The sequence below is a fragment of the Shewanella sp. MTB7 genome, assembly GCF_027571385.1.
In the GTDB taxonomy this organism is placed as follows: domain Bacteria; phylum Pseudomonadota; class Gammaproteobacteria; order Enterobacterales; family Shewanellaceae; genus Shewanella.
Map to the genome: position 1 here is coordinate 819,357 of NZ_CP085636.1, position 22,845 is coordinate 842,201.

Consider the following 22,845-nt stretch of genomic DNA (forward strand, 5'->3'; position numbering starts at 1 on the left):
GTGTCAAAGTTCAAATTAGCCCCAATATCGACCGCCATTTTGCTCTCCACTTTTGGGGCTGCAGCATGGGCTGAAAGTGATAAACTTAGTTCGGATAACCGGGAGATGGAGATCATTCATGTTACGGCGAAACCTTTCGACACACCGGTTTCTTCACTGCCTGGCACAGTTCAAATTATCGATCAGGAGGCGATTCAGGCACAAATTAGTCTGAGCGCTGATCTCTCTAGCTTGTTGGCGAATCTGGTGCCGAGTTATGGCCCTGAAACTCAGATGATGTCGAGTACTTATCAAGGATTTCGTGGCCGTAAAGCGATTGTCATGATCGATGGTGTGGTTGTGTCGAACAGCTTACGGGATACCAGCCGGGTACTCTCCTCTATTTCGGTGGAGAATATCGCGCGTATCGAGGTGATTCAAGGAGTGAGTGCTGTCTATGGTAATGGTGAGTCCGCTGGAGTGATCAACTTGATCACTCATCAGGCGAGTAGTGAGGCAATTGCATTTTGGAGCGAGGCTAAAATAGCTGGTTCGATCCATGATGCTGACTCAATTGGTTATCAGCTAAGCCAGCGTATCTCTGGGACCCAAGGCCAGTTTAACTATCTGGCTCAGCTTAATTGGCATGACTCGGGTACCTTGTTTGATGGCGAAGGAACTCAAATTCCTTCCGATCCTGCTGGGCGTGGCGGTCAAGGTGAGCTTGAGGATTTCGACGCCTTAGTTAAATTAGGGTATCTGTTCGCTGATGATTCGACCATGACACTCAATCTACACAGCAGAAAGTTAGAAAACCAGCTCAGTTTTTCACGAAAAACCGTGTTCGATGAAACCGTAGTCGTCGATACCTCAAAGCCTTTTAGTGGGGATGCGCCCTACAGTGAAAACAAGTACGTTCAGTTTACCTATAACGCGCCTTCGATGGGGGGTCATCAGGTCAATATTGAGTTAAGTGCTAGCGAGAGTGAGAATACTCAGGCCAACAAGGTATTGACCCAATCTAAAAAATGGGCGCTGCGTATTGCTGCGCAGCCTCTTGTGTTGCCTAGGGAGCAAGATAGGTTGATCTATGGTATCGATTATCAAGTCGATAAAACAAAGCAGATCAGCGCTAAAGGCGTGTGCGAGATCTGTAATGTTGAGCAGACAAATATTGCGCCCTTTGCCGAGTATGAGTTTAATCAAGATAATTTCATGCTGCAGTTTGGGGTGCGTTACGAGAACTTTGACCTTGATGTTCCGGACTATCTGGCAACGGGACGATATGGTTATACCCCCTTTAGTGGCGAAACAATTGAGGGAGGCAGTTTAAGTTATCGTAAACCTGTATTTAATCTAGGTGGTGTTTATCATTTTGAAACGACTGAGATATATGCTGCATTCTCTCAAGGATATGGATTAGGTGATCTACGCCGACTTCGCTCGATTGATGTGGCAGGAGTTGAACAATATGATAACAAAATGGAGCCAACCGAAGCCAATAACTTCGATCTGGGTTACCGAGGGCTGTTCGACAATCTAAGTTTTGACATAGGCTTGTTTTATACTCGGTCTGAGCGGGCTCAAAGCTATGTCGATATTTTGGATCAGGTGATTTTTAGCACGTTAGCTTCTTTAGATCCGCGTCTAGTATACGATCAATCTAAGACGCTAAATCCTGATGCTATCGATGCAGTGGTGAGTCGAGATGAGAAGACCTACGGTATAGAGCTGCTTTCATCCTATGCCATTAATGATATCTTTACCCTTGGCGGGAACTTTAGTTACACCCAAGGCGAGTATCGCCATCCAACAAACGGGTGGGTGAAGATGAATAACGCTCGGATTAGCCCGATGAAGGCTAATATCTTCCTTGATATGAACTTGAACGATGAGTTTGGCGGCCTGTTGCAGGTTAATTATGTTGGCTCACGTGACGAAGGTTCAGAGATAGATTTGGCGCTGCCACAAAATGGCATGTGGGGAACCTTTAAAGGTTACAGTTACTACAATGCACCGACTGAGAGTTATACCACTGTCGACTTGAGTCTATTTTATCGCAGTGACTTAGGTCAGTTTACCTTAGGTATCAAGAATCTGTTCGATAAGGTTTATCGCCCAACCTATGCACAGATGGGCAGCGGAAGTGTATATGGTGGGATAGACCTTCCAAGCGATCCTACGTTAGATCAACTTGAAGGTTTAGTCCGAGACTACGCATTTAAAGATAGCTATAACGCCCAAGGCACCACGTTCACTCTAGGGTATCAGGTTAATTACTAATACCAATTTGCATAAAGACCGATATAGATGAAATAGCAGTAGGTGCCACTTTTGGGCCTACTGCTTTTTACTGCCTTTATATCAATTGACTGTTCATATTGTTGTGCAGAAGATGTGAAAATCATTAGACTAGATGGCAGTTAAGACAATCAAATTTGGAGTTGGAGTGGCAAAAATTATGATCACCGGGGCGACAGGCCTCTTAGGTAGGGCTGTGGTTAAACAGTTGGCATTATCGGGTGAGCATGAGCTGATTGCCACCGGTTTTAGTCGGGCTCAAGCTGGTATATACAAGTTAGATCTTACCGATAATAATGCCATTGAACAGTTTATCGTCTCTCAACAACCAGATGTCATCGTTCATTGCGCTGCGGAGCGCAGGCCAGATGTTTCAGAACAATTCCCTGAAGCTGCGCTGGCACTGAATCTTGGTGCTACAGCCGCGTTAGCTAAGGCCGCTAAGCAGCAAGGAGCTTGGCTTATTTACATCTCCACCGATTATGTGTTCGATGGTACAAAGCCAAGTTATATTGAAAGTGATGCACCCAATCCAGTGAATTTTTATGGCGAATCTAAACTGCGTGGTGAGCAACTGCTGCTTGAAACATCCGCTGACTTTGCAGTACTCAGGCTTCCCATTCTTTATGGTCAAGTGGAGCAAGTAGAGGAATCAGCAGTCTTAGTGTTGCTGAATCAGCTATTGGATAAACAATCACAGAATGTCGACCACTGGGCGATACGTAGTCCGACATCGACACAGGATGTTGCCATAGCTATCGAGAAGATGATCGCGCTTAAACTCGATAATGAGACGCTAAAAGGGGTTTATCATTTCAGTGCCAAAGAGGTGATGAGTAAATATCAGATGTTACTTGTGCTAGGTGAACTCTTGGAACTGGATACCCAACATTTGTCCCCAGTTTCCGAGCCAACAGACAGCGCTAAGCGACCACATGATTGCACCTTAAGTTGCCAACGGTTGGAGAGTATTGGGATCGTTTCTCAAGTGAGCTTCATGCAAGGCTCGCACGATAGTTTAATAAGTTCACCAAAGGCCTTGTCTTTAATCGGTATTGAACTGAGTTAATTGTTATATTTGATACCCAGTGAATTGAGTCGGTGATATTGATGCTAAAAGGTGTTTTTCCACAAGGTTTCCCGAATTTAAACGCGTCGGATCAACTGGTTGCTTTACGTACTTTAGGTCTTGCGCTTAAGTTGGTGCTGACTTTTTTAGTTGCGGAAACGTTTGGGCTTTCAGTGGATAGTCCTGCGATAAAGTATGCGTTAATGCTAGAAACGCTCTACCTAGCGGTAACGTTTAGCGTGCGTAAGCCACTGCAGTTGACGGATTCTGGACTATTTATTGCGCTTTTGCTCGACACCGTTTTTTGGATCACTTGGCTTTACTTTACCGGCGGTGCTACAAACGCATTTATCTCACTCCTTTTACTGCCTATTGCGATAGCTGCGGTGATCTTACCCCGTTGGGCACCATGGACATTAACCTTTATCTCGACGCTTGCTTATAGTTTGATGCTATACAGTGTGCCGTCAGAACAGATGCAGCACCATGGCATGGATATGGGCTCCCATTACTTGGGGATGTGGCTTAATTTTGTGATCTCATCTTTGGTGTTAACCACCAGTGTCGCCTTTATTGCTAAGCGTATGCGTAGGCAAGATGCTGAGCTGGCCTATATGCGTGAAGCCCAGTTAAGACAGGAGAAGTTACTCGCTTTAGGCACAGCTTCGGCTCAAATGGCACATCAGCTCGCGACGCCGTTATCTAGTCTGAGGTTATTGGTTGAGGAGGTGGCTGAGGAGTCCGATGTGAATGCGCCAGCAGTAAAAGAGATGAATGTGGCGTTAAGCCGTTGTGAGAAAACCTTGGCTGATTTACGGCTGGCAACAGAGTCGATTCGGGAACAGAAAAAGTTTGAAATAGATGCTCGCGAGTTGTTACATCAGCTTGAGCAACAGGTGAGTCTGTTTATGCCGCAGGTGTTGCTTGAGATAGCGTCGGATCCAGAAATTCAATACTCCTCAGTTCAAACCGACACGAGCCTGTTACCTGCTATTTTATCGTTAATCGAAAATGCCGCCCACGCCAGTTCAGAGCATATGGGGCTGCAGAAAGTTAACATTGAGCTTGATGTGGATAATGAACTGGCTTGTTTGAGACTAAGGGTCAGAGATTATGGTAACGGGATCCCCAGTGGGCTAGTGATGCAATTGGGGCATAAGCTGGTAGACAGTCCGACAGGTATGGGGGTCGCGCTTATGCTGAGCCATGCGAGTTTTGAACGCTTGGGCGGGCAGTTAATCTTAGGCGCACACTTAGAGGGGGGTACTGTGGCTGAAGTGACGTTACCTTTAAACGGAACCCTATAGATGATTAATCATAGGTTATTGATTATAGAAGATGATCTAGCATTTGCTAGCGTGTTGGATAGGCGCATGTCGCGTCATGGCTTTAGTTGTCTTCAGGCCCATAATGCTAGCCAGGCCCTATTGGAAGCCCGGCAGTTTAAACCCAGCCACATACTGCTTGATATGAAGCTTGAAGAGGATAATGGATTGCGGTTGATCTATCCTCTACGTCAAAGCTTACCTGATGTGGTGATGGTGCTGCTCACCGGTTACGCCAGTATTGCCACCGCAGTCGAAGCGATTCGCTTAGGCGCAGATAATTACTTGGCTAAGCCTGTCGATACCGCCACCTTATTAAATGCGTTAACGGATAACAAGATTAAAGCGGGTAGGGATGATATTCATGAGTTGGATGAGCAGCCTATGACGCCTAAGAGACTGGAGTGGGAGCACATTCAGCAGGTGTTGAATTTAAACAAAGGCAATGTGTCGGAGACAGCTCGTCAACTTGGTATGCATAGGCGAACATTGCAACGCAAACTCCTCAAAAAACCTACCTTAGATAACCGTAAGTCTGAGACGTATTAAGCATTTGTCTGAATTTCTTCTACGCTTAATAAGCAGCCTAATACTATATAAACCATAAGCCGCTTTTCCCTCAATATGTAGGAAGAGCTAAAGTCTGTTACTGCTAAGTCGATATTTCAATTAAATTTTGAAGATTATTCTGATTGGTATTTCACCAAAGGGAGTTGATGATGACGAAAAATGCAGTATTTGAAACCAATAAATTCTTACTCGACAATCCTAATGATTTAATCTCGCTGGATAAATGGCAAAAAACAGTAAACCTGTTAGCTAAATTATTCGATGCCCCTGCCGGTTTTTTGGTGCAACATACCTCCACTGGATTTCAGGTCACTATCGCCAGTGAGCAAGACACTAATCCCTATCCTGCTGGCGTCGTGATTCAACCTGAGGTAAATATCTTCTGCCGTAAGATTGTTGAGACAGGTAAGGAACTCTACGTCTCAAATGCAATCATTGATCCCAGTTGGGACACCAATCCAGAGGTTCATAATGACGGTTTTTCCTCCTATCTTGGGGTTCCCGTTTTTTGGCCTGATGGTAAAGCCTTTGGTACTTTCTGTGTGATGGACTACAAAGAGACCCATTATAAGGAAACTTACCTTGAGCTGATAAGACATCTTAAAGATATTCTCGAAGCCGATCTTTCCATGTTAGGCATGTACGAGCAGGCACAAAAATTAGCCCTTACAGATGCCTTGTGTGGCATCAATAATCGCAGGGGATTTTCAATCTTGGCTGAGCAAAGGATCAGGTTTGCCAAACGAACAAATAGTCAATTGGGACTCCTGTATTTGGATATTGATAAATTTAAATCAATCAATGACCTTTATGGGCACAATAGTGGTGATAAGGTCTTAAAACACTTGGCTTTAGTGCTAAATACCTGTGTACGTCAATCGGATGTTATAGGTCGCATGGGTGGAGATGAGTTTGTTGCTCTGGTTTTGATCGATGGTGAGCAGGATATGGAGAGGATTAAACAGCGAATTACAGCAGGCTTTGCTAAGGCAGATAATAAGGAGGTGACAGAAAAGATCACCGTGTCGATTGGCGAGGTAATAATAGATAACGTGGCAGATATTTTGTCATTAATCGATAAGGCTGATAAAGATATGTTGCTGCATAAACAACGCAACCGCTAGATCTATTTGGAGTTTAACTTTCTAGGACAAGGTTTTTCGGTTAGGTGACTATCAAATGAACTGTTACATATTCTGAAACATCATCTCTACTCTAAAGGTGATAATGGTGTGATCTAATCTCTCTTCGTCGATCTCTTTAGTCCAGCTATATTCAGGAGTGATTTCGAAGAACAGCCATTCCCGAATGAAATTTTGTCGATAGGTTACGGCAATTCTGGCATTTTCAACATAATGATATGGTGTGTCTACACCATAGATACTGGCAATATAGTTAAGGGCCTGTTTGTTACTGATGTAATGATAGAGATTCACACTGCTGCCAAATTCCCAACCATTATTACGATTTTCATATTGAGCAACGGCGCTCCAGCGCAGTAAGAAATCCTCATCGAAAGAGTGTTCAATATCAAATTCGGTAGACTCCCCTGTCATCTTTTTCTCTTGGTAGAGCTTCTGGGTTAGGCGGGCGACAGTGCTTTGTGAAATAGGGTAGGTATAGCGCCACCTCGCTTCTAATTTAGGTTTGAAATTTGCTTTAATATTAAAACTGATACGGTCTTGCGCATACCAGTCATACCTGAGTCCTATATCCCGTTCTCCGTTGTCATTTGGCCCTTTTAGGAATGCGAAGGGATCATCCTCACCTTGTGAGTTAATGATGACTTTAAGTTTTTTGTTAACACCAGGAAGATTAAATCGGGCATTAAGATTTGCTCTATATTTGAAGCCTTCTTTATCGTAATAGGAAAAGTCATTAGTCCAACGTACTAGGGTGCCAGCCCGAGCATCATCTTGAGTTCGCTCATCAACAAAAAAACTATCGAACCAGATAGCAGGCTGACAAAACTTAGTATTGAGATAATCAAAAGCGTTGTCGAAAGTGGTATTGTCAGCAGATTGAGTTAAGCAGGGATCTTCCTCCTCGCCAGCTTGCTTGTCGGGATATTCATCGAAGGCCACGGGCTCTGCTTGTCTAGTTGACGTTGGCTCAGGTTTTATCACTTCAACAGGCAGCTCAATCTCTTTGGCTTGAACTGAGACAAGTGCCATAAGGAAGAAAGAGATAGAAAAACCGAGTGAGCTTATAACCTGCAACAGCTAACATCCAATGTCATTGTAATATTGAGAACTAAGATAGTAACACTAGTAAGGTAATCTTGTTAACTATCAGAATATTGAATCTAAATAGCATTGAAGGGATGACTTAGGTTTAGGGGAGAGGGGATCACTTTAAACCTTCAAATGAAGGCTAGTTGCATTTTCTTATTTAGCTTCTGGCCGATTTGATATTTGCTGGTGTGTTTGAAGGCCGTTCCTTCACTGTTATCTTGGATTGTTTAGCAAAAAGACAAAAGCTTGTTCTCACCACGGAGCGCTGCGCTTCACTTCACGGAGTACACGGAGGTAAAGATGGAGGTAAATCTACTTTGAACAGGGTTACATTTTTTGATTTAGCTTTTGACTGAGTTGGTATTGGGGTTAATCTTTTTTGCCGTTATCCTGAACTAGTTTCAGGATCCAGCTTGTTAGCCTTCGAATGAAGATTGATTACATTTTCTGGTTTGGCTTTCGGCTGAGTTGGTATTGAGCCGGACTGTTGAAGGTTGCACCTTCATTGTTACCTATCACCTGCGGTGGGCGAATGTGCACTATTTCTTTGAGAGGGTTCTGCGAGACGCCGCAAGCACATCTGACCTCCAAGGACGGAGGAAATGTCGAAAAATGTAGGGAACTGAATAGGCCCTGTGGGCTCTACCAAAACATCCATGTTTTGGAAGCTCGCAGCCGAATCTACACCTGGTTATCTATTTCTTCGATTTGATTTTTATTCTTCTTGATGTTAGCTACTTTTAGGATGTTCGATGTCAATCTAGTAAGGTAAGCTGCTTTAAAATGTTTGTAAAATAAAGGTTTGGTAGAATGTCTAATAATCAAAGTTTAATTCAGAGATCAAGTAAGAAACCTGTTTATGAGTTTTTGCGTGATATTTCAGAGATGGGATTAGACCAAGCTATTCCTCTAGTTACTGATGGACAGCTACTTAAAGAGTTACCGATAATAAAATGGCTCTTTTTAGGTAACGAAGTTCATTCGTCTATTCAGTCTGTATTCTTTTTAAAAAAGTATGCGCACTTTATTGGACCAATAGTTAACTATCGAGATGAAGATATTGAAGAATTATTACTTGTTGTAGGTGATGATAAGACTCAAGAGAAGATAGTTGATCAGACTCTCATTTACTTGGACCGTTTTCATACAGAGTTCAAGGCAAAACTACTTGGTGAATTGTTTGTGCAAAATTAGACTTCCAACCTCTAGCTACATCAGGTTTACTGACTTTGCCAATTGGTGCAAGTCGAATGGGGAACTTGGGTGGAGCTACTTTAAATGATAAAGGTAAAAACTTTTATGAGTTCGTAGTCGTTAATTGTTAAGGTTCTAAATTTCTACTTATTTTTGAGTCTCGCTATAAAGTATTTAACTCTGCGTTATGAAAACTATCCACATCGAAGAGATTAATTACCTAGTGAAAATGCGGCTGTAACCGTCCGTGACATGGATGTCACAGAAGTATTTACACATTAGGTCGCTCCTTGGCATCCTGCCACTGCGATATTGGTGCATCCCTGCACGGAAACTTCTGCAACTAATTGATTAAGCGTGAGGTTATGGTTCTCATCAAGAGATCCAAACACCAAACCAGTCCAATGAACCCAACCCCAAAAAGATATGTGAAACTTGTGATTCGACAAGTTCAACCCATTTTAATGTATCAAATCGGAGACCAGTTTCCATTGTCTACGACCTGTCTCTAATATGATGCCAACGGCCAATCCGGCTGCTGTGTTCACCAGTAGACAGATAGCAGCTGTCGAGAGAATGACGAAGATACAGAAAGGTCTACCATCGATTAAGCGTTTCGACCAAGCCAGCTGAGTGCCTGCAATGGCTAACATACTGCCGAGTATTGCCAATGGGATCAGCGATAACATCGTCGCGATCCCGTCTCCCCAAGTGACTGCAATGAGTAAGCAAGCACTCCCGAAGATCGTTGGGGCTATCCAAGTTCTGGCGCCGAAATGATATTGCACTGCGAGACCTCCTGCGCCGTGACACATAGCGGTTGCGCCAAAAGGAGCTAACAACAAGTTGGCTAAGCCTGAGCTGGTGGCCAGGCGTTTAGGGGTAAATTTCTCCTTGTCACAGGGAAACTTTTCAGAGGCTATCGCTGAAATCGCGATCACAGCGTTAGTTAAGGTGAGTGCCAGTTGAGGTAGCACTAACAGGCCTGCCGCAGAGGTCCACTCATCAAGACTTGGCCAACTAGGTTGCCAGCTTGAGTGGCCAGTAAGGTCAAAACTAGGTGCGACGCCGCTATTTACCTGCCAGATAATGCCAAGAATAAGCACTAAAGGCATAGCCAAATACCTCAGAGGCATAAATTTACTGGCAAAGAGGGCCACGAAAGCGGTGATACCGATTAGCCACGTTTCGCTCATCATCTGTCCACCCATCCAGATAAGCTGGAGTCCAATGGCGAGTTGGATACCGATACTGACCGCAGGAGAGAGTTGTTTTGCCATCCAGCTGATGGCACCACTATAGGCGAGGATAAGCAAGATAATGCCCATCATCATGCCGCTGGCCTGTAACATGCCGGGAGTTAACCCCTGTGCAATGACCAGTGCTGCTATCACTTTCATCGGTTGTACCGGGATCGGACGTCGATAATAGAAAGCGGTAAATAGCGCAAATAGGCCGAAACCTAAAAATATCCCTTGGGGGGAAAAGTGATTGAGGGCAATAAGGCCCAATACTAAAGGTAAAAACGTACCAAGATCGGCGAAGGCTCCACTGAGTTCACCTGAGAGTTGATCACATCTGTTAAGAAATGTGCTTTTGCATGTCATATAGCTTGCCGTGAGAAAAGATCCTTGAAGCTAATACAAGTTTAGTGCCAATTTGTAGGAGGTTTTTTACTGGCTTAGTGGAGTAATTTACCGTTATTTTAACAGGTGATCAGACAAGTTGGCTAGATTGCAGAATTGTGCATGACAAAATGTAACTTATTAGCGAAAGCAATATTAGCCGTTTGAGTTGAAAGGGATACGCTTAAGAACGTACCCCTTATATCAAATATTAATTAAGGCTGTTGACGAGTAGCAGCCAGTACGATTTCACGTACGCACACACTTTGTGGTTGCTCAAAAGCAAATAGTGCGGCTTCAGCTATTGTCTCTGGTGAGATGACACCTCCCATCTCCTCTTTCCAGTCGGCATAGCCCGCTTTTATTTCATCGCTGGTTGTGTGGCTGAGCAGTTCAGTTTCAACGGCGCCAGGAGCGATAGTGATTAAACGTACATCATCCATAGCAACTTCTTCACGGATGTTCTCCGTCAATGCGTGCACGGCAAATTTAGTGGCACAGTAAGCAGCGTGGTTGGGGAAGGTCTTACGACCTGCTATTGAGCTGACATTGATGATGGTGCCTGTTTTACGCGCTTTCATGTCGGCAAGTACTGCATGGATACCGTTAAGAACCCCCATTACATTGATATTAAGCATGCTAGCCCATTCAGCTGGATCTTGTACATCAGCTTGGCCAAGTAGCATAACACCAGCGTTATTGATCAGTCCGCCTACAGGTCCAAATTTTTCAACGGCGGTAGCTATTGCATCTTTAATCGCTTCGCCATTTGTCACATCAACACTCATGCATAGGCAATTTTCTAATGCTAATGATTGCATTGGCTCTACACGACGAGCCAGTAACAGTAATGGATGACCCTTAGCGCTAAATGCTTTTGCCATTGCCGCACCAATTCCTGAAGATGCACCTGTAATTACGATAAGTTGTTTCATGGTTTTTCCTCTGTCATTAAGCTAACACTTAGCTGAATGAGATAATTAAATGAATCGATTCGTTTCAGTTGTGACCATTATAGTGATGGGTTTATTGTTGATATATAATTAATAGAGAACATAATTGTTTACATATGGCGTACAATATTAGGTGAAAACTCAAGTTTGCACCTAAACCTAGTTCTAAATCGAAACAAGCTATTGAAAGCGGATAAAGTAATGAATAAAGATCTGAATTTGGCTGATGTTCGAGCCTTCACTGTGATTGCTGAACAGGGCAGTTTTACGCTAGCGGCTGAAGTGCTTGGTTGTTCCCGTTCACACCTGTCAAAACAGTTGCTACAACTCGAAGGTCTGCTTAGTGTAACGCTGATAACCCGTACAACTCGTGCGCAAAGGTTAACCGAACAAGGAACTGAATTTTTTAATGCTTGTCAAAGAGCACTTGAAAACATAGATCAGGCGGTTGCTATGACAGTAGATAGCGCTCAACGCTTACAGGGCAACATCAATATTAATTGTGTTGGCGGAATTATAGGTGAAGAGATCGTTACCGCGTTAGTAAATGATTTTATCTCTGAATACCCTGATATTAGTGTGAATTTGGATTTTAGTAGCTCCAGAGTCGATCTTGTGGTCGATGAGTTTGATCTGGTATTTCGTATGGGGGAGTTAGAAGATTCGAGCATTGTTGCTCGTAAGTTAATGAGTATTGAGAATATGACCATGGCCTCACCAACCTATCTTGAACGTCGCGGTTATCCTGTTCATCCTAAAGAACTTAAAGAGCATTTGTGTATAACAGGTTCTATTGACCGTTGGTTATTTGAGAATAAAGAGGATGCTAAGAGTAAAGTAGAAGTCGATATTAAGGGCAGTTTTAAGTGTAAAAACGGTCGAGTGATGAAGAGTGCCGCCATAGCAGGTAATGGGATCGTTAGATTGCCTAAATTATATTGTCCTAATGAGCTAGCTAATGGTGAGTTAATTTCTGTCTTTGAACAGTGGCGAGTGGCCGATACGCCTTTTTATCTGCTTTACTGTAAAGATCGGTTTCAGCCTGCGAGATTAAGAGCATTTGTGTCATTTACCACTCTGAATTTTATGAAGTATGTCAGTAGTTAAGTATTAAGTATTAATTTACAATATCAAGTTTAGGATTAAGTTTAAGTGAGAAAATCTTCTACTCCTGTTATTCCAAAATATTGAACTGAGCGTTTTATTGCTATTTTCTTTGCGATTAACCCTCCATTTTTGAAAATCTTAACCACCTTCTTTCCCCCTCTGTCATTAGTGGAGTATTCATGATCATCGTTAAGTCTAAGGTTGTCGAATTGGGTTTTCATTATTAGGTGCATAGATTCTCCATCTATCTAACTATTACATATACTTATTTAACTTTAGCAGCTGCAATATGGATGGCTAGTTAGTTTTTCTAGTATTTATACATTTGAATGAATAATAGAGTATGTCCACTCTATAGCTCGAAAACTGGTGAGCTAAACTTGGTTTAACTTAGGGAATTATTCTTAATAACCTACTATTATTTGGTGTAGGAATATATTTTTTGTGTCATTTTAGCGATGAGCTTTATTGTGGGGAAGTTTGAGAACTTCTGTAGACAAGTGACTAGTTAATCTTTTATGGTATTGAATATGAGTGAGTTACCTATTTTATCCGAAGAGGAATTTAAAGAAAAATTCCCTGAAATTCATCAACAAGTCTGTGACGAATTAGGTATGGGATTTGTACCTGCTATTTTTCGCTGTGTGGTTGTTTTAAATCCTGACTTAGCTTTGTCTTCTTGGAATATGGTACGGAAAAATTTGTGCTCAGGTGAGCTTCCAAGAATAACTAAGGAACTAATGTTCTCCTATATTGCTAATAAAAAAGGGTGCAATTACTGTATGATTGCACACCATGCATTAGCCTTGCACCATGGGTTTACTGGGGATGATATGAGCATAATCCTTAATGATATGGAACAGATTAAAAACCCTGCATTAAGGTTGGTGATCAAGTTAGCCGATGCCTCTGTTGATAATAATTTCGATTTAGTGGCGCGAATAGATGAAGAATTGTCCAGTTTAGGTTTTGCTAGAGATGAGATAACTGAGCTTGTTGGCATGATCTCCTGTTCACTGTATATGGTTAATCTCGCGGACAGTATCGGGATTGATATTGATCAACGTTTTATTAATACCATAGCGGAAGCAGGTTAATTTGATGCCTGCTAAAAAGGCTTGGGATTGTGAAGCTGCCACTAAAGGGGAAGGGGCTAAGGAGATTGATAAATCTCTTTTTTATAGCGATTCTACATCAATTAAACAAACTCTTGAGGCCTCGTTAAGATCTGCAAGCTTACTGGAGCTAAGCAGTACCATCAGTGTTGATTCAAATTTTATTCGAGATTTGAAAAGTATCTATCAGAAGACACGTTTCTCCGTCGATATTGATACCTGCGTGTTGTTTCGTTTCGTTAATGGTCTATGGTGGGAGGTGATGCCTATCATTGAAGGTCATAAGTTCATTGATGATTGTCAATGGAAGAAAGTGCCTGCAAACCAAGTTAGTACCATCGAGTCGCTATTTGAAATTCGTGATGAAGTTGTAAGTCATAAAGCGGCTGAGGGTTCAAATTTAGATATTTTCCACCTACTCTCTCAAGGAAGTGTTCATTTTGAACGTTTTAAAACAGAGCATGGTGGGGTCGCATTTAAGCCTTCCGACAGCAAAGTCTTCTCCCAGTATGATAGTGCTTTTTTAGCTTATATTGCAGCGATAATTTCTTTCTGTATAGATAAGGATATTTCGAGTCATTATTTACAAGATGTATATGATTCTCTGCAAGATATTGCAGATAAACTTAATGATAGTAATAGAGATGAGAATACTATCTCGGCGATATATTTGGATCCTGCGACGGGGTTACACAGTAAGTTAGGTTTTTTAAGAGTAATTCAGTTTCTTGTGGACAAAAAACAGAAAAACAGTTTTGTTATTGTTTTATCACTTGAAATGTCGGGTGGTTCGATAAACCTATTAGATGAAGAGGTGAAAAGAGTTTTTTTAAAAATGGCGATAGTACGCTTAAAAGCAATTATTCCCGATAACAACACACTCTCGATTCTAAATAGTAGTGAATTTGCCTTTATTATGATCGACTCCAGCCAAGAAGATGTGATTAAAACGCTATCTGATGTAATGGATTCATTTCTTAATTATTTGTTGGTTGATGGTCACCCTGTTCCCTGTGAGTTGAGGGCTGGTTATAGTTGTTACCCAAGTTGTGAGTCAGAGCCCAATGAACTGCTTAGAATGGCATACATTGCACTCTATCAGGCTAAGAATACACCCTCCAGAAAACCCGTTAGCTATCAAGATGAGATAGTACAGGAGTTAAGACTCCATTTAGAGTTGGCACATTGCTTACCCAGAGCTATTGAATTACAAGAGTTTTTACTCTACTTCCAACCTATCGTCAATCCCACAAAATTGGATGAAGATATTCATCATTATGAAGCTTTGATTCGATGGAAGCATCCTGTTAAAGGGATGATCCCACCGGATCGTTTTATCGATATTGCTGAAAAGAGTGGGGATATTATTGCTATCGGCTATTGGGTTATTCATGAAGTATGTCGCTGCTTGTCACTGCCTTCAGTTCCGAATGATGTTGGTGTATCGATTAACTTATCTCCGGTTCAGTTTAAAGATGAGAGACTTGTTCAAAATATCACTAAGATAGTGAATGAATACGCTATTTCACCGGAAAGAATTACCATTGAAATTACCGAAACGTCGGCAATGCAAGATAATGAATTAACAAAAGAAAAATTCTCAGAATTCCATGCGGCAGGCTTTAAACTTTCCATGGATGATTTTGGTACAGGTTACTCATCATTAAGTTACTTGCTTAACTTTCATTTTGACATCATTAAGATAGATAAGAGCTTTATCGACAATACCTTGGTCGATGTTCAATATGAGATTATTGCACAAACGGTTGTTAAGCTTGCTCATGATTTATCTCTGATTGTAGTTTGTGAAGGGATTGAAACAGATGAACAATTTCAAATGGTTAGTGAATGGGAAACCGATATGATCCAAGGGTATTTAATCAGTAAACCCAAGATTTGGAGTGAGTTTTATTGTAATTAATCTTGCTAATATTTGCTGAGTTTATCGTCCCATAATGTCTAATTTGAACTATCTTTTAATCTGAATGATGAGAAGTACAAAATAAGAATGACATAAAGGGTTGAATAGATGAAATTGCTAAAAGTAGCGCTATGCTGTGTTGTATTATTACCTTCCTGTGTATCTGCTGGACAAGTGTATTATGAAGCTCGTAGTGATGCGATGGGCGGTGCAGGTGTGGCATCTTCTAATCGAGAAGGAGCCGCTTTTATTAATCCCGCTCTTCTTGCATTGCATGGGCCTAAATTCAATGATTTTGCTCTCTTGCTGCCGGTATTAGGCGCCGATGGAGCAGATAAAGATCAGATGGTCGATAAGTTTGATGCGCTGGAGGATTCCTATGACAGTTTAGAGGCCGCAATTAATGCTGTTGATGTCGTGGCAATCGATCGCTTTCGTCTTGAGCTAATTAACGATCTAGAGTCCTTAAAAGGCGACACCGCATATGTAAGTGCTGGTCTTGGCTTTTCACTTGTGATCCCAAGTAAAAACATGCCAATGGCTATCTTTTATAAGAGCTATATCGATGCTGTTGGTGTCACCGCAATCGAGCAATCTGATATTGATAATTTAACCGTACTTGACCCTAATAATCCCCCAGAGATCTCAGACCTTGACTCTCAAGGTGCTGTAGTCGCTGGTGCTGTTTCTGATTTTGGTGTGGCAATAAGCTTCCCCTTATCTATCGTTAATATGCCCATTTCGGTTGGGGTTTCGCCCAAGTTTCAACGTATAGATACTTATAACTATGTGGTGAGTGCGAATAACTTCGACTCCAGTGATTTTAACGATGCTAAATACCGTAATGATGAGACGACATTCAATTTGGATATCGGTGTGGCCATGGAGCCTGTAGAGGGACTTATTGTTGGATTTTCGGGTCGTAATTTAATCAGTAAAGATGTGGAAACCGTTGAAGCACAAGGTCGCAAGTTTACCTACCAGGTTGAACCTTTGTTTACCGCCGGTGTTGCCTATGATTGGGGGAGTCTTACATTGACGACGGATATTGACCTTAACGCTCATGAACGTTTCGATGATATAGAAGGTACTCAGTACTGGCGCTTAGGGGGAGAAGTGAGAGCTACACAGTGGCTGGCGCTACGTCTAGGTTATCGACATGACATGAAGGATAATACGTCGAATATCTACTCCTTAGGTACTGGATTCGCTTTTGGTCAGGCTTTTTATCTGGATGTAACCGGCATGGTCGGCAGTGACGATGCCATAGGTGGTGTGCTACAAACTTCATATCATTTTTAATGACGTTTCGAGGGCGTTCGCGGGCTAACTTAGAGAACGTTTTGCTACGAGAGTGGGAACGAGTACCCTTCGAGTGCGCCAACAAGTTGGCTACGAGGACAAGCAATACGTTGTAGGTTTGTGGCAATTCTCTTTCTCGAAGTATCGCAGATGCGCACTCACAGTGACGAAGTCACGTTCTCGGAGCGAAGCGATCTCGATTTTACAATTCCATTAACGATTTAACCGTCAATACTAATGCATTGATTGAGCATAAGATCAGTGTCATGCTTCTGGTTTTACTCTTATCAACTCTTCCCACTAACCTGCCAGCGACCAAATATCCTAGCACCACTGATGGAAGTAGCATGAGTGAAAGCCAAAGATGCTTAATCTCCAATAATCCTGCGATAGATAAGATGGCTAATGCTATGGCAGAACTAAAGATGAAGAAGGCTGAAAGCGCAGCTCTAAATTGACTCGCATCTTTTCCCGATAACAAAATAGCCAGTGGTGGGCCACCTATGGCTGCAATGTTGCCAAACACACCAGATATCACGCCTGCTGCAAACAAGCTCTTGCGGTTCACCACTAAATTGAATTTAAGTAAACTTAGGATGACCGCTGCCGCCACGATCCCTGCTATGGCTAAGCCGAGAATCGGTTGGGGAGCAAATATTAACAGAGCCGCACCGATAAATCCGCCGGGAATACGACCCAGTAGCGCATACTGTAGGCCATTAAACTCCAGTGCCCCACGTTCTCGATAGAGAGTAAGCAAAGAGATGAAGAAGCCCATAACGATGACGGGGGCCGGAACCAGATCGGGATCAACAAGATAGAGAAGTGGCGAGGCTACCACGGCAAGACCGAAGCCTATCAAGCTCTGAGTGATTGCCCCAAAGAAGATAATAATGGATGCCAGTAGTAAGGTAGTCGGTGCGATTAACTCAAACACATTTCTGTCCATAAATAGTATACCCAAGTGAGCTGGATATATACGGCAATTAAAGAACAATAAAAACAAACAGGGATCGCATCGCATCGCGATCTCTATATCAGTTCCATTAATTATTTGACCTTTCAGCGGGAGTTCAAGGTGCTGCAGGCAAGACTGGAACTTGACGCTAATAGTTATTCTCGGCTCTGGCATCCTCGGTAACTGCTCCTGCGTTACTCTACCTCCTGAATCCATTCAGTCGTGCTTCGCCCTACCTTCTGCATCTGACCTCCAAGGATGGAGGAAATGTCTTATTTTGTATGGAACAAAATAGACCATGCAGTCGTATATCTAAATCACTTAACACAGCATGGAGTACTTTGAAGCCCGCACTACGTGAGCTTTTCAAGCATTCCACTTCTGTGTTGTATTGATTTAAAAGGGAATAACCATTTCTTTATCAATACGCCTTGAATTGAAAAGCTTGAAAGGCTCTGAATTGATCAAATATTTAGTAGAACTGATATTCTTGACTGGAGTAGAGTACTTTCTATATCTAAGTCTCTTGGAACCGCAAGATTCAGTGGTCATTGAATGCGCTTAGAATGGAATTCGCGCAAAGCCACTGAAACGAGCTTTCTTAGAGCGTTAGGGTATTAATAAGGTTACTCGACGTCTTCCCACTCAATGCCCATCTCATCCATCAAGCGTTTTACTTCTACAGGAATGCTGTCAGGTTTATCTTTCGAAAGATCTTCATCATTTGGCAGTGGCTGGCCAGTATAGGCATGCAAAAATGCTTCACAAAGCAGTTCACTGTTGGTGGCGTGACGTAGGTTATTGACCTGACGGCGTGTACGCTCGTCAGTCAGTACCTTAAGCACTTTTAAGGGAATAGAAACAGTAATTTTCTTTACCTGTTCATTCTTCTTGCCGTGTTCAGCATAGGGGCTGATGTAATCGCCATTCCACTCAGTCATTGACTCACCTGTAAATTCAAAATTCGGGGCAGATTTTAACCCTTTAATTTGTACAGTCAAATTATTGCCTCTTATTTCGATTAAATGCAAATAGATTTCCATATGTTCGGACGTCTAAACGTCTAATCGGTTGACGAGGAAGTAACTCTTAGGTACATTTAGACGTCTAGACATCTCATTTTTCTAAATGATATAAAGTATGATGTCAGTAATAGGTATGATGTTTAGTAGTAGTTAGTATTAGGAGCTGTAGATGACCGAACGTAAGTTAGCCACGATTGCCGTGCGTCAGGGGATTGAATCCGATACCCAACATGGTGCCGTAGTACCGCCGATCTATCTTTCCACTAATTATTCCTTCGATGGACACAAGAATCCAAGAGATTTTGATTACAGCCGTTCGGGTAATCCAACGCGCTCTATTCTCGGAGATGCCATTGCAGCGCTTGAAAAAGGAGCCACAGGCGTGGTGACATGTACGGGAATGGCTGCAATAACCTTGGTCACGAGTTTGTTAGGTCCTGATGACCTATTACTGGTTCCCCACGATTGTTATGGTGGCAGTTATCGTCTATTCACCAACTTGGCCAAAAAGGGTCAGTTTAAGTTGATGGTGGTTGATCAAACAGATAGCCAAGCCTTAAGTGAGGCGATAGCGCTTAAACCTAAGATGGTTTGGCTTGAGACTCCATCTAATCCACTGCTAAGGGTTGTCGATATTGAAGCTATTTCAGCTGCAAGCCATGATGTTGATGCGATCGTGGTCGTCGACAACACTTTCTTGTCACCTATTTTGCAGCAGCCACTTTTATTAGGGGCTGATATCGTCATGCATTCGACGACTAAGTACATCAATGGACACAGTGATGTTGTTGGCGGTGCCGTGGTTGCGAAAGATCCTGAATTGGGTGAGTTACTGCATTGGTGGTCAAACACCTTAGGGCTGACTGGATCTGCATTTGATAGTTATCTAGCACTGCGTGGCCTTCGAACTCTACCTATTCGCATCAGAGAGCATCAAGCCAACGCTCAGCGAGTATTAGAGGTACTCACTAACAGCAACGCCGTAGACAAGGTTTACTACCCTGGGCTTAACGATCACCCCGGACATGACATCGCCGCTAAGCAGCAAAAAGGCTTCGGTGCCATGCTCAGTTTCGAGCTAAAAGGTGGTGAAGCTGAATTAGTCGCCTTTCTAGCGCAACTTTCTGTGTTTTCTATCGCAGAAAGTTTAGGTGGGGTAGAGAGTTTAGTCGCCGTTCCTGCGACAATGACCCACAGAGCGATGGAACCAGCGGCGCGAGCCGAAGCAGGGATTAAAGAGACCCTCATTCGCCTTTCTGTTGGTATTGAAGATGCTGATGATTTAGTGGCCGACATTAAAGCGGGACTCGCTGCAGCATCTGCAGTCAGCGGTTTATAAGAGTTAAAAATGACGCGTGGTCATTTAGTCGTAGATAGTTAAGTTGGACTCACTGCTTTATCTGCAGTCAGCTGTTAATTGGTTTATAGGAGTTAGAGATGGCGCGTGGTCATTTACATAAATTTGGTGGTTCTAGTCTAGCGGATGCAGATTGTTATCGCCGTGTGGCTCATATCCTTCTCACTCATGGCAATAGCGACGATCTTGTCGTTGTCTCCGCCGCAGGTAAGAGCACCAATTTTCTTTATAAGTTGCTAGCGTTAAAAGATTCGTCTCAACTGTGGCAAGAAGAATTACAGGTACTGATTAGTTTTCAGCAGAATTTGATTGAACAATTGCTATCAAATGAGCAAGCGAGAAGCTTGCGTGAGCGCTTATCTATAGATAAGTATCAATTGATCAGTTTGTTTTCTCTTGATGAACTTAATGAATATAAGCGCAGCGAAGTCGTGAGCTTTGGTGAACGCTGGTCAGCTCGTTTACTGGCTGCTCTTTTGAGGGAGTCTGGCGTGGCGGCAAGCGATGTCGATGCCAGAAGCCTACTGATTGCCGATGAGGGAGCCATTCCTCAAATCAGGCTTGATGAGTCACGTGTTCGCGTGCAGAAGCGTGTTGAAGGTAGTCCTAACGAACGTTTGATTATTACCGGTTTTATCTGTGCGAACAGCCAAGGCGAAACTTTACTGCTTGGGCGTAATGGCTCTGACTACAGCGCCACGCTAATTGCCAGCCTTGCTGATATTGGTCGTGTGACAATTTGGACTGATGTTGAGGGGGTATTTAATGCTGACCCTAACAAAATCAACGATGCAAAGTTACTCAAGAGTCTCTCTTTAGATGAAGCTAACCGCCTCGCTCATTTAGGCTCACCTGTACTGCATAATCGCTCGTTACAGCCACTGTTTGATACTGATGTGAGCTTAGCTGTGCGTTCTAGTTACGCCTCTCACACAGACTTTACCTTGATTGCACCTAAGAGTTCATCGGCTAGCGCGCCGGTTGTGACTAACCTTGCTTCGGTTTCGCTGTTTAATTTAAGGTTAACAGCAGGTTTGCATAGCGTCCTCGCACTGCTAGCTGAGTCTGGACTTATCCCGCTAGCCCATTGGACATTAGCGCAAAACCGAGTTGAATTAGCCTTCACCAATGAAAACAGTAAACAAGTTCATGCTCTGCTTGAGCTTGAAGCAGAGTCATTGGGGATAGCTGACATCAAAGTGCGGGAAGATCTGGGGTTAGTTGCGCTAGTCAGTGCTGACTCAGGCCTTTATCGCCGTGGTTTTGCTCGCTTGTTAAGTCGCGATGCCAGACCCTTGTTTAACGATGGCTTGAGCTTAGTGACCTTGGTTCCCTTTGGACAAGTTAACCTGCTGACTCAAAAAGTGCATCGTCGATGTGCAGGACCTCGTAAGCGTATCGGTGTGCTGCTGCTTGGGGTTGGTAATATCGGTGAAGCTTGGATAGAGCTATTCACCCGAGCAAGAGCTGCATTGAATAAAGAGTTAGAAGCTAGCGTAGAACTGGTGGGCTTGTTGAGTTCAAAGAAAGCCTTGCTGAAAGAGGAGGGTATTAATCTCGCTTCATGGAAAGAGGAGTTTGAACAGCAAGCCACACCTTGGTTGTATGATCACCTGTTTGAGCAACTTCAGGCGCTAGAATGTGATGAAATTATTGCTTTGGATATCAGTGCCAGTGCAGATTTAACCTTACAATACCCTGCGTTCTTTGCGCGTGGTATCCATGTCGTTAGTGCTAATAAACTTGCAGGTTCAGGTCCCTTAGCTTTCTATAATGAGCTCAAGCAGCAGTTGGGTAATCGCAGATTGTTTTGGCGGTATAATGCCAGCTGTGGTGCAGGATTACCGGTGCAACATGCGCTGAACGATCTACACAACAGTGGTGATAGTATTGAAGCGGTAGGCGGCATTTTCTCTGGCACGCTGTGTTGGTTATTCGAGAACTATGATGCTAAAAAACCGTTTTCACAACTTGTATTAGAAGCGAGAGGGTTAGGGATCACTGAGCCCGATCCTCGTGATGATCTATCCGGTCGTGATATGCAGCGTAAGTTGTTAATTTTAGCCCGTGAGATTGGTCATAATATTGAGCTAGACGATATTAAATTAAACTCGCTTGTTCCTGCGGCATTAGCAGATATTTCACTTGAGCAATTTTTAGTGAGAATAGCTGAGCTTGATGATGACTTGTTGCAGCAGTTTAGTGCGGCAGCGGAACAGAATAAGGTGCTGCGATATGTTGCAGGCTTAGATTTAATTGGTGGCGTTTTAAAGGCTGAAGTGGGCATAGAGTGGGTCGACAGAGACCATGCTTATGCTAATTTAACCCCAGGTGATAATGTGTTTGTTATCCGTAGTTCCTTTTACCAAGACAATCCATTAATTATCCGTGGACCAGGCGCTGGTAGGGAAGTCACCGCTGCCGCAGTTCAGTCAGATCTAGCGCAGATTTGTCGGGATCTGGTGCAGGAGTAAACATTGTAAAGAAGGGCACTTTGCTTTGAGTTCGTTCGAGAGCTCATATCGAGAGCGGAAACAAGTTCCCTTCGAGCTCGCCAACAAGTTGGCTACGAGAAAAGTTTTTTGCTCCTGACTTTTCTTTTCCTCGCAGTCGCCTGCGACGTACTCGAAGGTGCTTCATAGCCGTTCTAGCAGTGACGAAGTCACGTTCTAGTAGCAGCTTTGCTATATCTTATTTGAAATTACTCCTCTTTTAGCTATTGACTTCAATCTCAGCTTCTTTAATATGGATGTATAGACGTCCAAACGTCTAAGTCAGTTCTGCTACTTAAACAGGTTATGAAACAGGTT

Annotated in this window: 18 protein-coding genes; 12 read left to right on the top strand and 6 right to left on the bottom strand. The window is 43.0% G+C overall.

The window, feature by feature from the left end; all coding sequences use genetic code 11:
* The 5 genes from HWQ47_RS03350 to HWQ47_RS03370 all read left to right on the top strand — a co-directional run bounded on the left by HWQ47_RS03350 (position 1) and on the right by HWQ47_RS03370 (position 6,368).
* Positions 1-2,262, top strand: a complete 2,262-nt coding sequence (locus tag HWQ47_RS03350) for a TonB-dependent receptor (protein ID WP_269969783.1) — start codon at positions 1-3, stop codon at positions 2,260-2,262.
* Between the two features lie 166 nt (positions 2,263-2,428).
* Positions 2,429-3,349, top strand: a complete 921-nt coding sequence (locus HWQ47_RS03355) for a dTDP-4-dehydrorhamnose reductase family protein (RefSeq protein WP_269969784.1) — start codon at positions 2,429-2,431, stop codon at positions 3,347-3,349.
* Between the two features lie 41 nt (positions 3,350-3,390).
* Positions 3,391-4,656 (top strand): sensor histidine kinase, encoded by a 1,266-nt coding sequence (locus HWQ47_RS03360; RefSeq protein ID WP_269969785.1) that lies wholly within the window; start codon positions 3,391-3,393, stop codon positions 4,654-4,656.
* On the top strand, positions 4,657-5,223 hold the full coding sequence (locus tag HWQ47_RS03365) for a response regulator transcription factor (RefSeq protein ID WP_269969786.1): 567 nt from the start codon (positions 4,657-4,659) through the stop codon (positions 5,221-5,223).
* Between the two features lie 167 nt (positions 5,224-5,390).
* A complete protein-coding gene (locus tag HWQ47_RS03370) occupies positions 5,391-6,368 on the top strand; it encodes a sensor domain-containing diguanylate cyclase (RefSeq protein WP_269969787.1) in 978 nt (325 codons plus the stop codon).
* Positions 6,369-6,431: 63 nt separating this feature from the next.
* Here the strand turns inward: HWQ47_RS03370 and HWQ47_RS03375 are convergent, their stop codons facing one another.
* Positions 6,432-7,463: a hypothetical protein gene (locus tag HWQ47_RS03375; protein ID WP_269969788.1), complete on the bottom strand. Its 1,032-nt coding sequence runs from the start codon at positions 7,461-7,463 to the stop codon at positions 6,432-6,434.
* A gap of 825 nt (positions 7,464-8,288) precedes the next feature.
* Between HWQ47_RS03375 and HWQ47_RS03380 the strand changes: the two genes are divergently transcribed.
* Complete coding sequence (locus HWQ47_RS03380) at positions 8,289-8,672, top strand: hypothetical protein (RefSeq protein WP_269969789.1); 384 nt, start codon at positions 8,289-8,291, stop codon at positions 8,670-8,672.
* 461 nt (positions 8,673-9,133) lie between these two features.
* Here the strand turns inward: HWQ47_RS03380 and HWQ47_RS03385 are convergent, their stop codons facing one another.
* On the bottom strand, positions 9,134-10,279 hold the full coding sequence (locus HWQ47_RS03385; RefSeq protein ID WP_269969790.1) for a putative sulfate/molybdate transporter: 1,146 nt from the start codon (positions 10,277-10,279) through the stop codon (positions 9,134-9,136).
* Between the two features lie 233 nt (positions 10,280-10,512).
* A complete protein-coding gene (locus tag HWQ47_RS03390; protein ID WP_269969791.1) occupies positions 10,513-11,232 on the bottom strand; it encodes an SDR family oxidoreductase in 720 nt (239 codons plus the stop codon).
* Positions 11,233-11,451: 219 nt separating this feature from the next.
* On the opposite strand from HWQ47_RS03390, the gene HWQ47_RS03395 reads away from it, so the two are divergent.
* Complete coding sequence (locus tag HWQ47_RS03395; RefSeq protein ID WP_269969792.1) at positions 11,452-12,357, top strand: LysR family transcriptional regulator; 906 nt, start codon at positions 11,452-11,454, stop codon at positions 12,355-12,357.
* A gap of 41 nt (positions 12,358-12,398) precedes the next feature.
* Here the strand turns inward: HWQ47_RS03395 and HWQ47_RS03400 are convergent, their stop codons facing one another.
* Complete coding sequence (locus HWQ47_RS03400) at positions 12,399-12,590, bottom strand: hypothetical protein (protein ID WP_269969793.1); 192 nt, start codon at positions 12,588-12,590, stop codon at positions 12,399-12,401.
* Positions 12,591-12,887: 297 nt separating this feature from the next.
* On the opposite strand from HWQ47_RS03400, the gene HWQ47_RS03405 reads away from it, so the two are divergent.
* The 3 genes from HWQ47_RS03405 to traF all read left to right on the top strand — a co-directional run bounded on the left by HWQ47_RS03405 (position 12,888) and on the right by traF (position 16,695).
* A complete protein-coding gene (locus HWQ47_RS03405; protein WP_269969794.1) occupies positions 12,888-13,454 on the top strand; it encodes a hypothetical protein in 567 nt (188 codons plus the stop codon).
* 4 nt (positions 13,455-13,458) lie between these two features.
* Positions 13,459-15,393 (top strand): putative bifunctional diguanylate cyclase/phosphodiesterase, encoded by a 1,935-nt coding sequence (locus HWQ47_RS03410; protein WP_269969795.1) that lies wholly within the window; start codon positions 13,459-13,461, stop codon positions 15,391-15,393.
* A 108-nt stretch (positions 15,394-15,501) separates the two neighbouring features.
* On the top strand, positions 15,502-16,695 hold the full coding sequence (gene traF / locus HWQ47_RS03415; protein WP_269969796.1) for a conjugal transfer protein TraF: 1,194 nt from the start codon (positions 15,502-15,504) through the stop codon (positions 16,693-16,695).
* A gap of 202 nt (positions 16,696-16,897) precedes the next feature.
* Here the strand turns inward: traF and HWQ47_RS03420 are convergent, their stop codons facing one another.
* Both HWQ47_RS03420 and metJ read right to left on the bottom strand, forming a co-directional pair.
* Positions 16,898-17,632, bottom strand: a complete 735-nt coding sequence (locus HWQ47_RS03420; RefSeq protein ID WP_269971649.1) for a sulfite exporter TauE/SafE family protein — start codon at positions 17,630-17,632, stop codon at positions 16,898-16,900.
* A 647-nt stretch (positions 17,633-18,279) separates the two neighbouring features.
* Positions 18,280-18,594 carry a met regulon transcriptional regulator MetJ gene (metJ, locus tag HWQ47_RS03425; RefSeq protein ID WP_269969797.1) on the bottom strand — a complete coding sequence of 105 codons (315 nt, stop codon included), beginning with the start codon at positions 18,592-18,594 and terminating at the stop codon, positions 18,280-18,282.
* 253 nt (positions 18,595-18,847) lie between these two features.
* Between metJ and metB the strand changes: the two genes are divergently transcribed.
* Both metB and HWQ47_RS03435 read left to right on the top strand, forming a co-directional pair.
* Positions 18,848-20,017 carry a cystathionine gamma-synthase gene (gene metB / locus HWQ47_RS03430; RefSeq protein WP_269969798.1) on the top strand — a complete coding sequence of 390 codons (1,170 nt, stop codon included), beginning with the start codon at positions 18,848-18,850 and terminating at the stop codon, positions 20,015-20,017.
* 98 nt (positions 20,018-20,115) lie between these two features.
* Complete coding sequence (locus HWQ47_RS03435) at positions 20,116-22,509, top strand: bifunctional aspartate kinase/homoserine dehydrogenase II (RefSeq protein ID WP_269969799.1); 2,394 nt, start codon at positions 20,116-20,118, stop codon at positions 22,507-22,509.
* The last annotated feature ends 336 nt before the right edge of the window (positions 22,510-22,845 follow it).

Bases quoted from the DNA above. Each gene is read 5' to 3' on its own strand.
- HWQ47_RS03360 (WP_269969785.1), top strand. From the start codon at position 3,391: ATGCTAAAAGGTGTTTTTCCACAAGGTTTCCCGAATTTAAACGCGTCG.
- HWQ47_RS03365 (WP_269969786.1), top strand. From the start codon at position 4,657: ATGATTAATCATAGGTTATTGATTATAGAAGATGATCTAGCATTTGCT.
- HWQ47_RS03370 (WP_269969787.1), top strand. From the start codon at position 5,391: ATGATGACGAAAAATGCAGTATTTGAAACCAATAAATTCTTACTCGAC.
- HWQ47_RS03380 (WP_269969789.1), top strand. From the start codon at position 8,289: ATGTCTAATAATCAAAGTTTAATTCAGAGATCAAGTAAGAAACCTGTT.
- HWQ47_RS03385 (WP_269969790.1), bottom strand. From the start codon at position 10,279: ATGACATGCAAAAGCACATTTCTTAACAGATGTGATCAACTCTCAGGT.
- HWQ47_RS03390 (WP_269969791.1), bottom strand. From the start codon at position 11,232: ATGAAACAACTTATCGTAATTACAGGTGCATCTTCAGGAATTGGTGCG.
- HWQ47_RS03395 (WP_269969792.1), top strand. From the start codon at position 11,452: ATGAATAAAGATCTGAATTTGGCTGATGTTCGAGCCTTCACTGTGATT.
- HWQ47_RS03400 (WP_269969793.1), bottom strand. From the start codon at position 12,590: ATGCACCTAATAATGAAAACCCAATTCGACAACCTTAGACTTAACGAT.
- HWQ47_RS03405 (WP_269969794.1), top strand. From the start codon at position 12,888: ATGAGTGAGTTACCTATTTTATCCGAAGAGGAATTTAAAGAAAAATTC.
- HWQ47_RS03410 (WP_269969795.1), top strand. From the start codon at position 13,459: ATGCCTGCTAAAAAGGCTTGGGATTGTGAAGCTGCCACTAAAGGGGAA.
- traF (WP_269969796.1), top strand. From the start codon at position 15,502: ATGAAATTGCTAAAAGTAGCGCTATGCTGTGTTGTATTATTACCTTCC.
- metJ (WP_269969797.1), bottom strand. From the start codon at position 18,594: ATGACTGAGTGGAATGGCGATTACATCAGCCCCTATGCTGAACACGGC.
- metB (WP_269969798.1), top strand. From the start codon at position 18,848: ATGACCGAACGTAAGTTAGCCACGATTGCCGTGCGTCAGGGGATTGAA.
- HWQ47_RS03435 (WP_269969799.1), top strand. From the start codon at position 20,116: ATGGCGCGTGGTCATTTACATAAATTTGGTGGTTCTAGTCTAGCGGAT.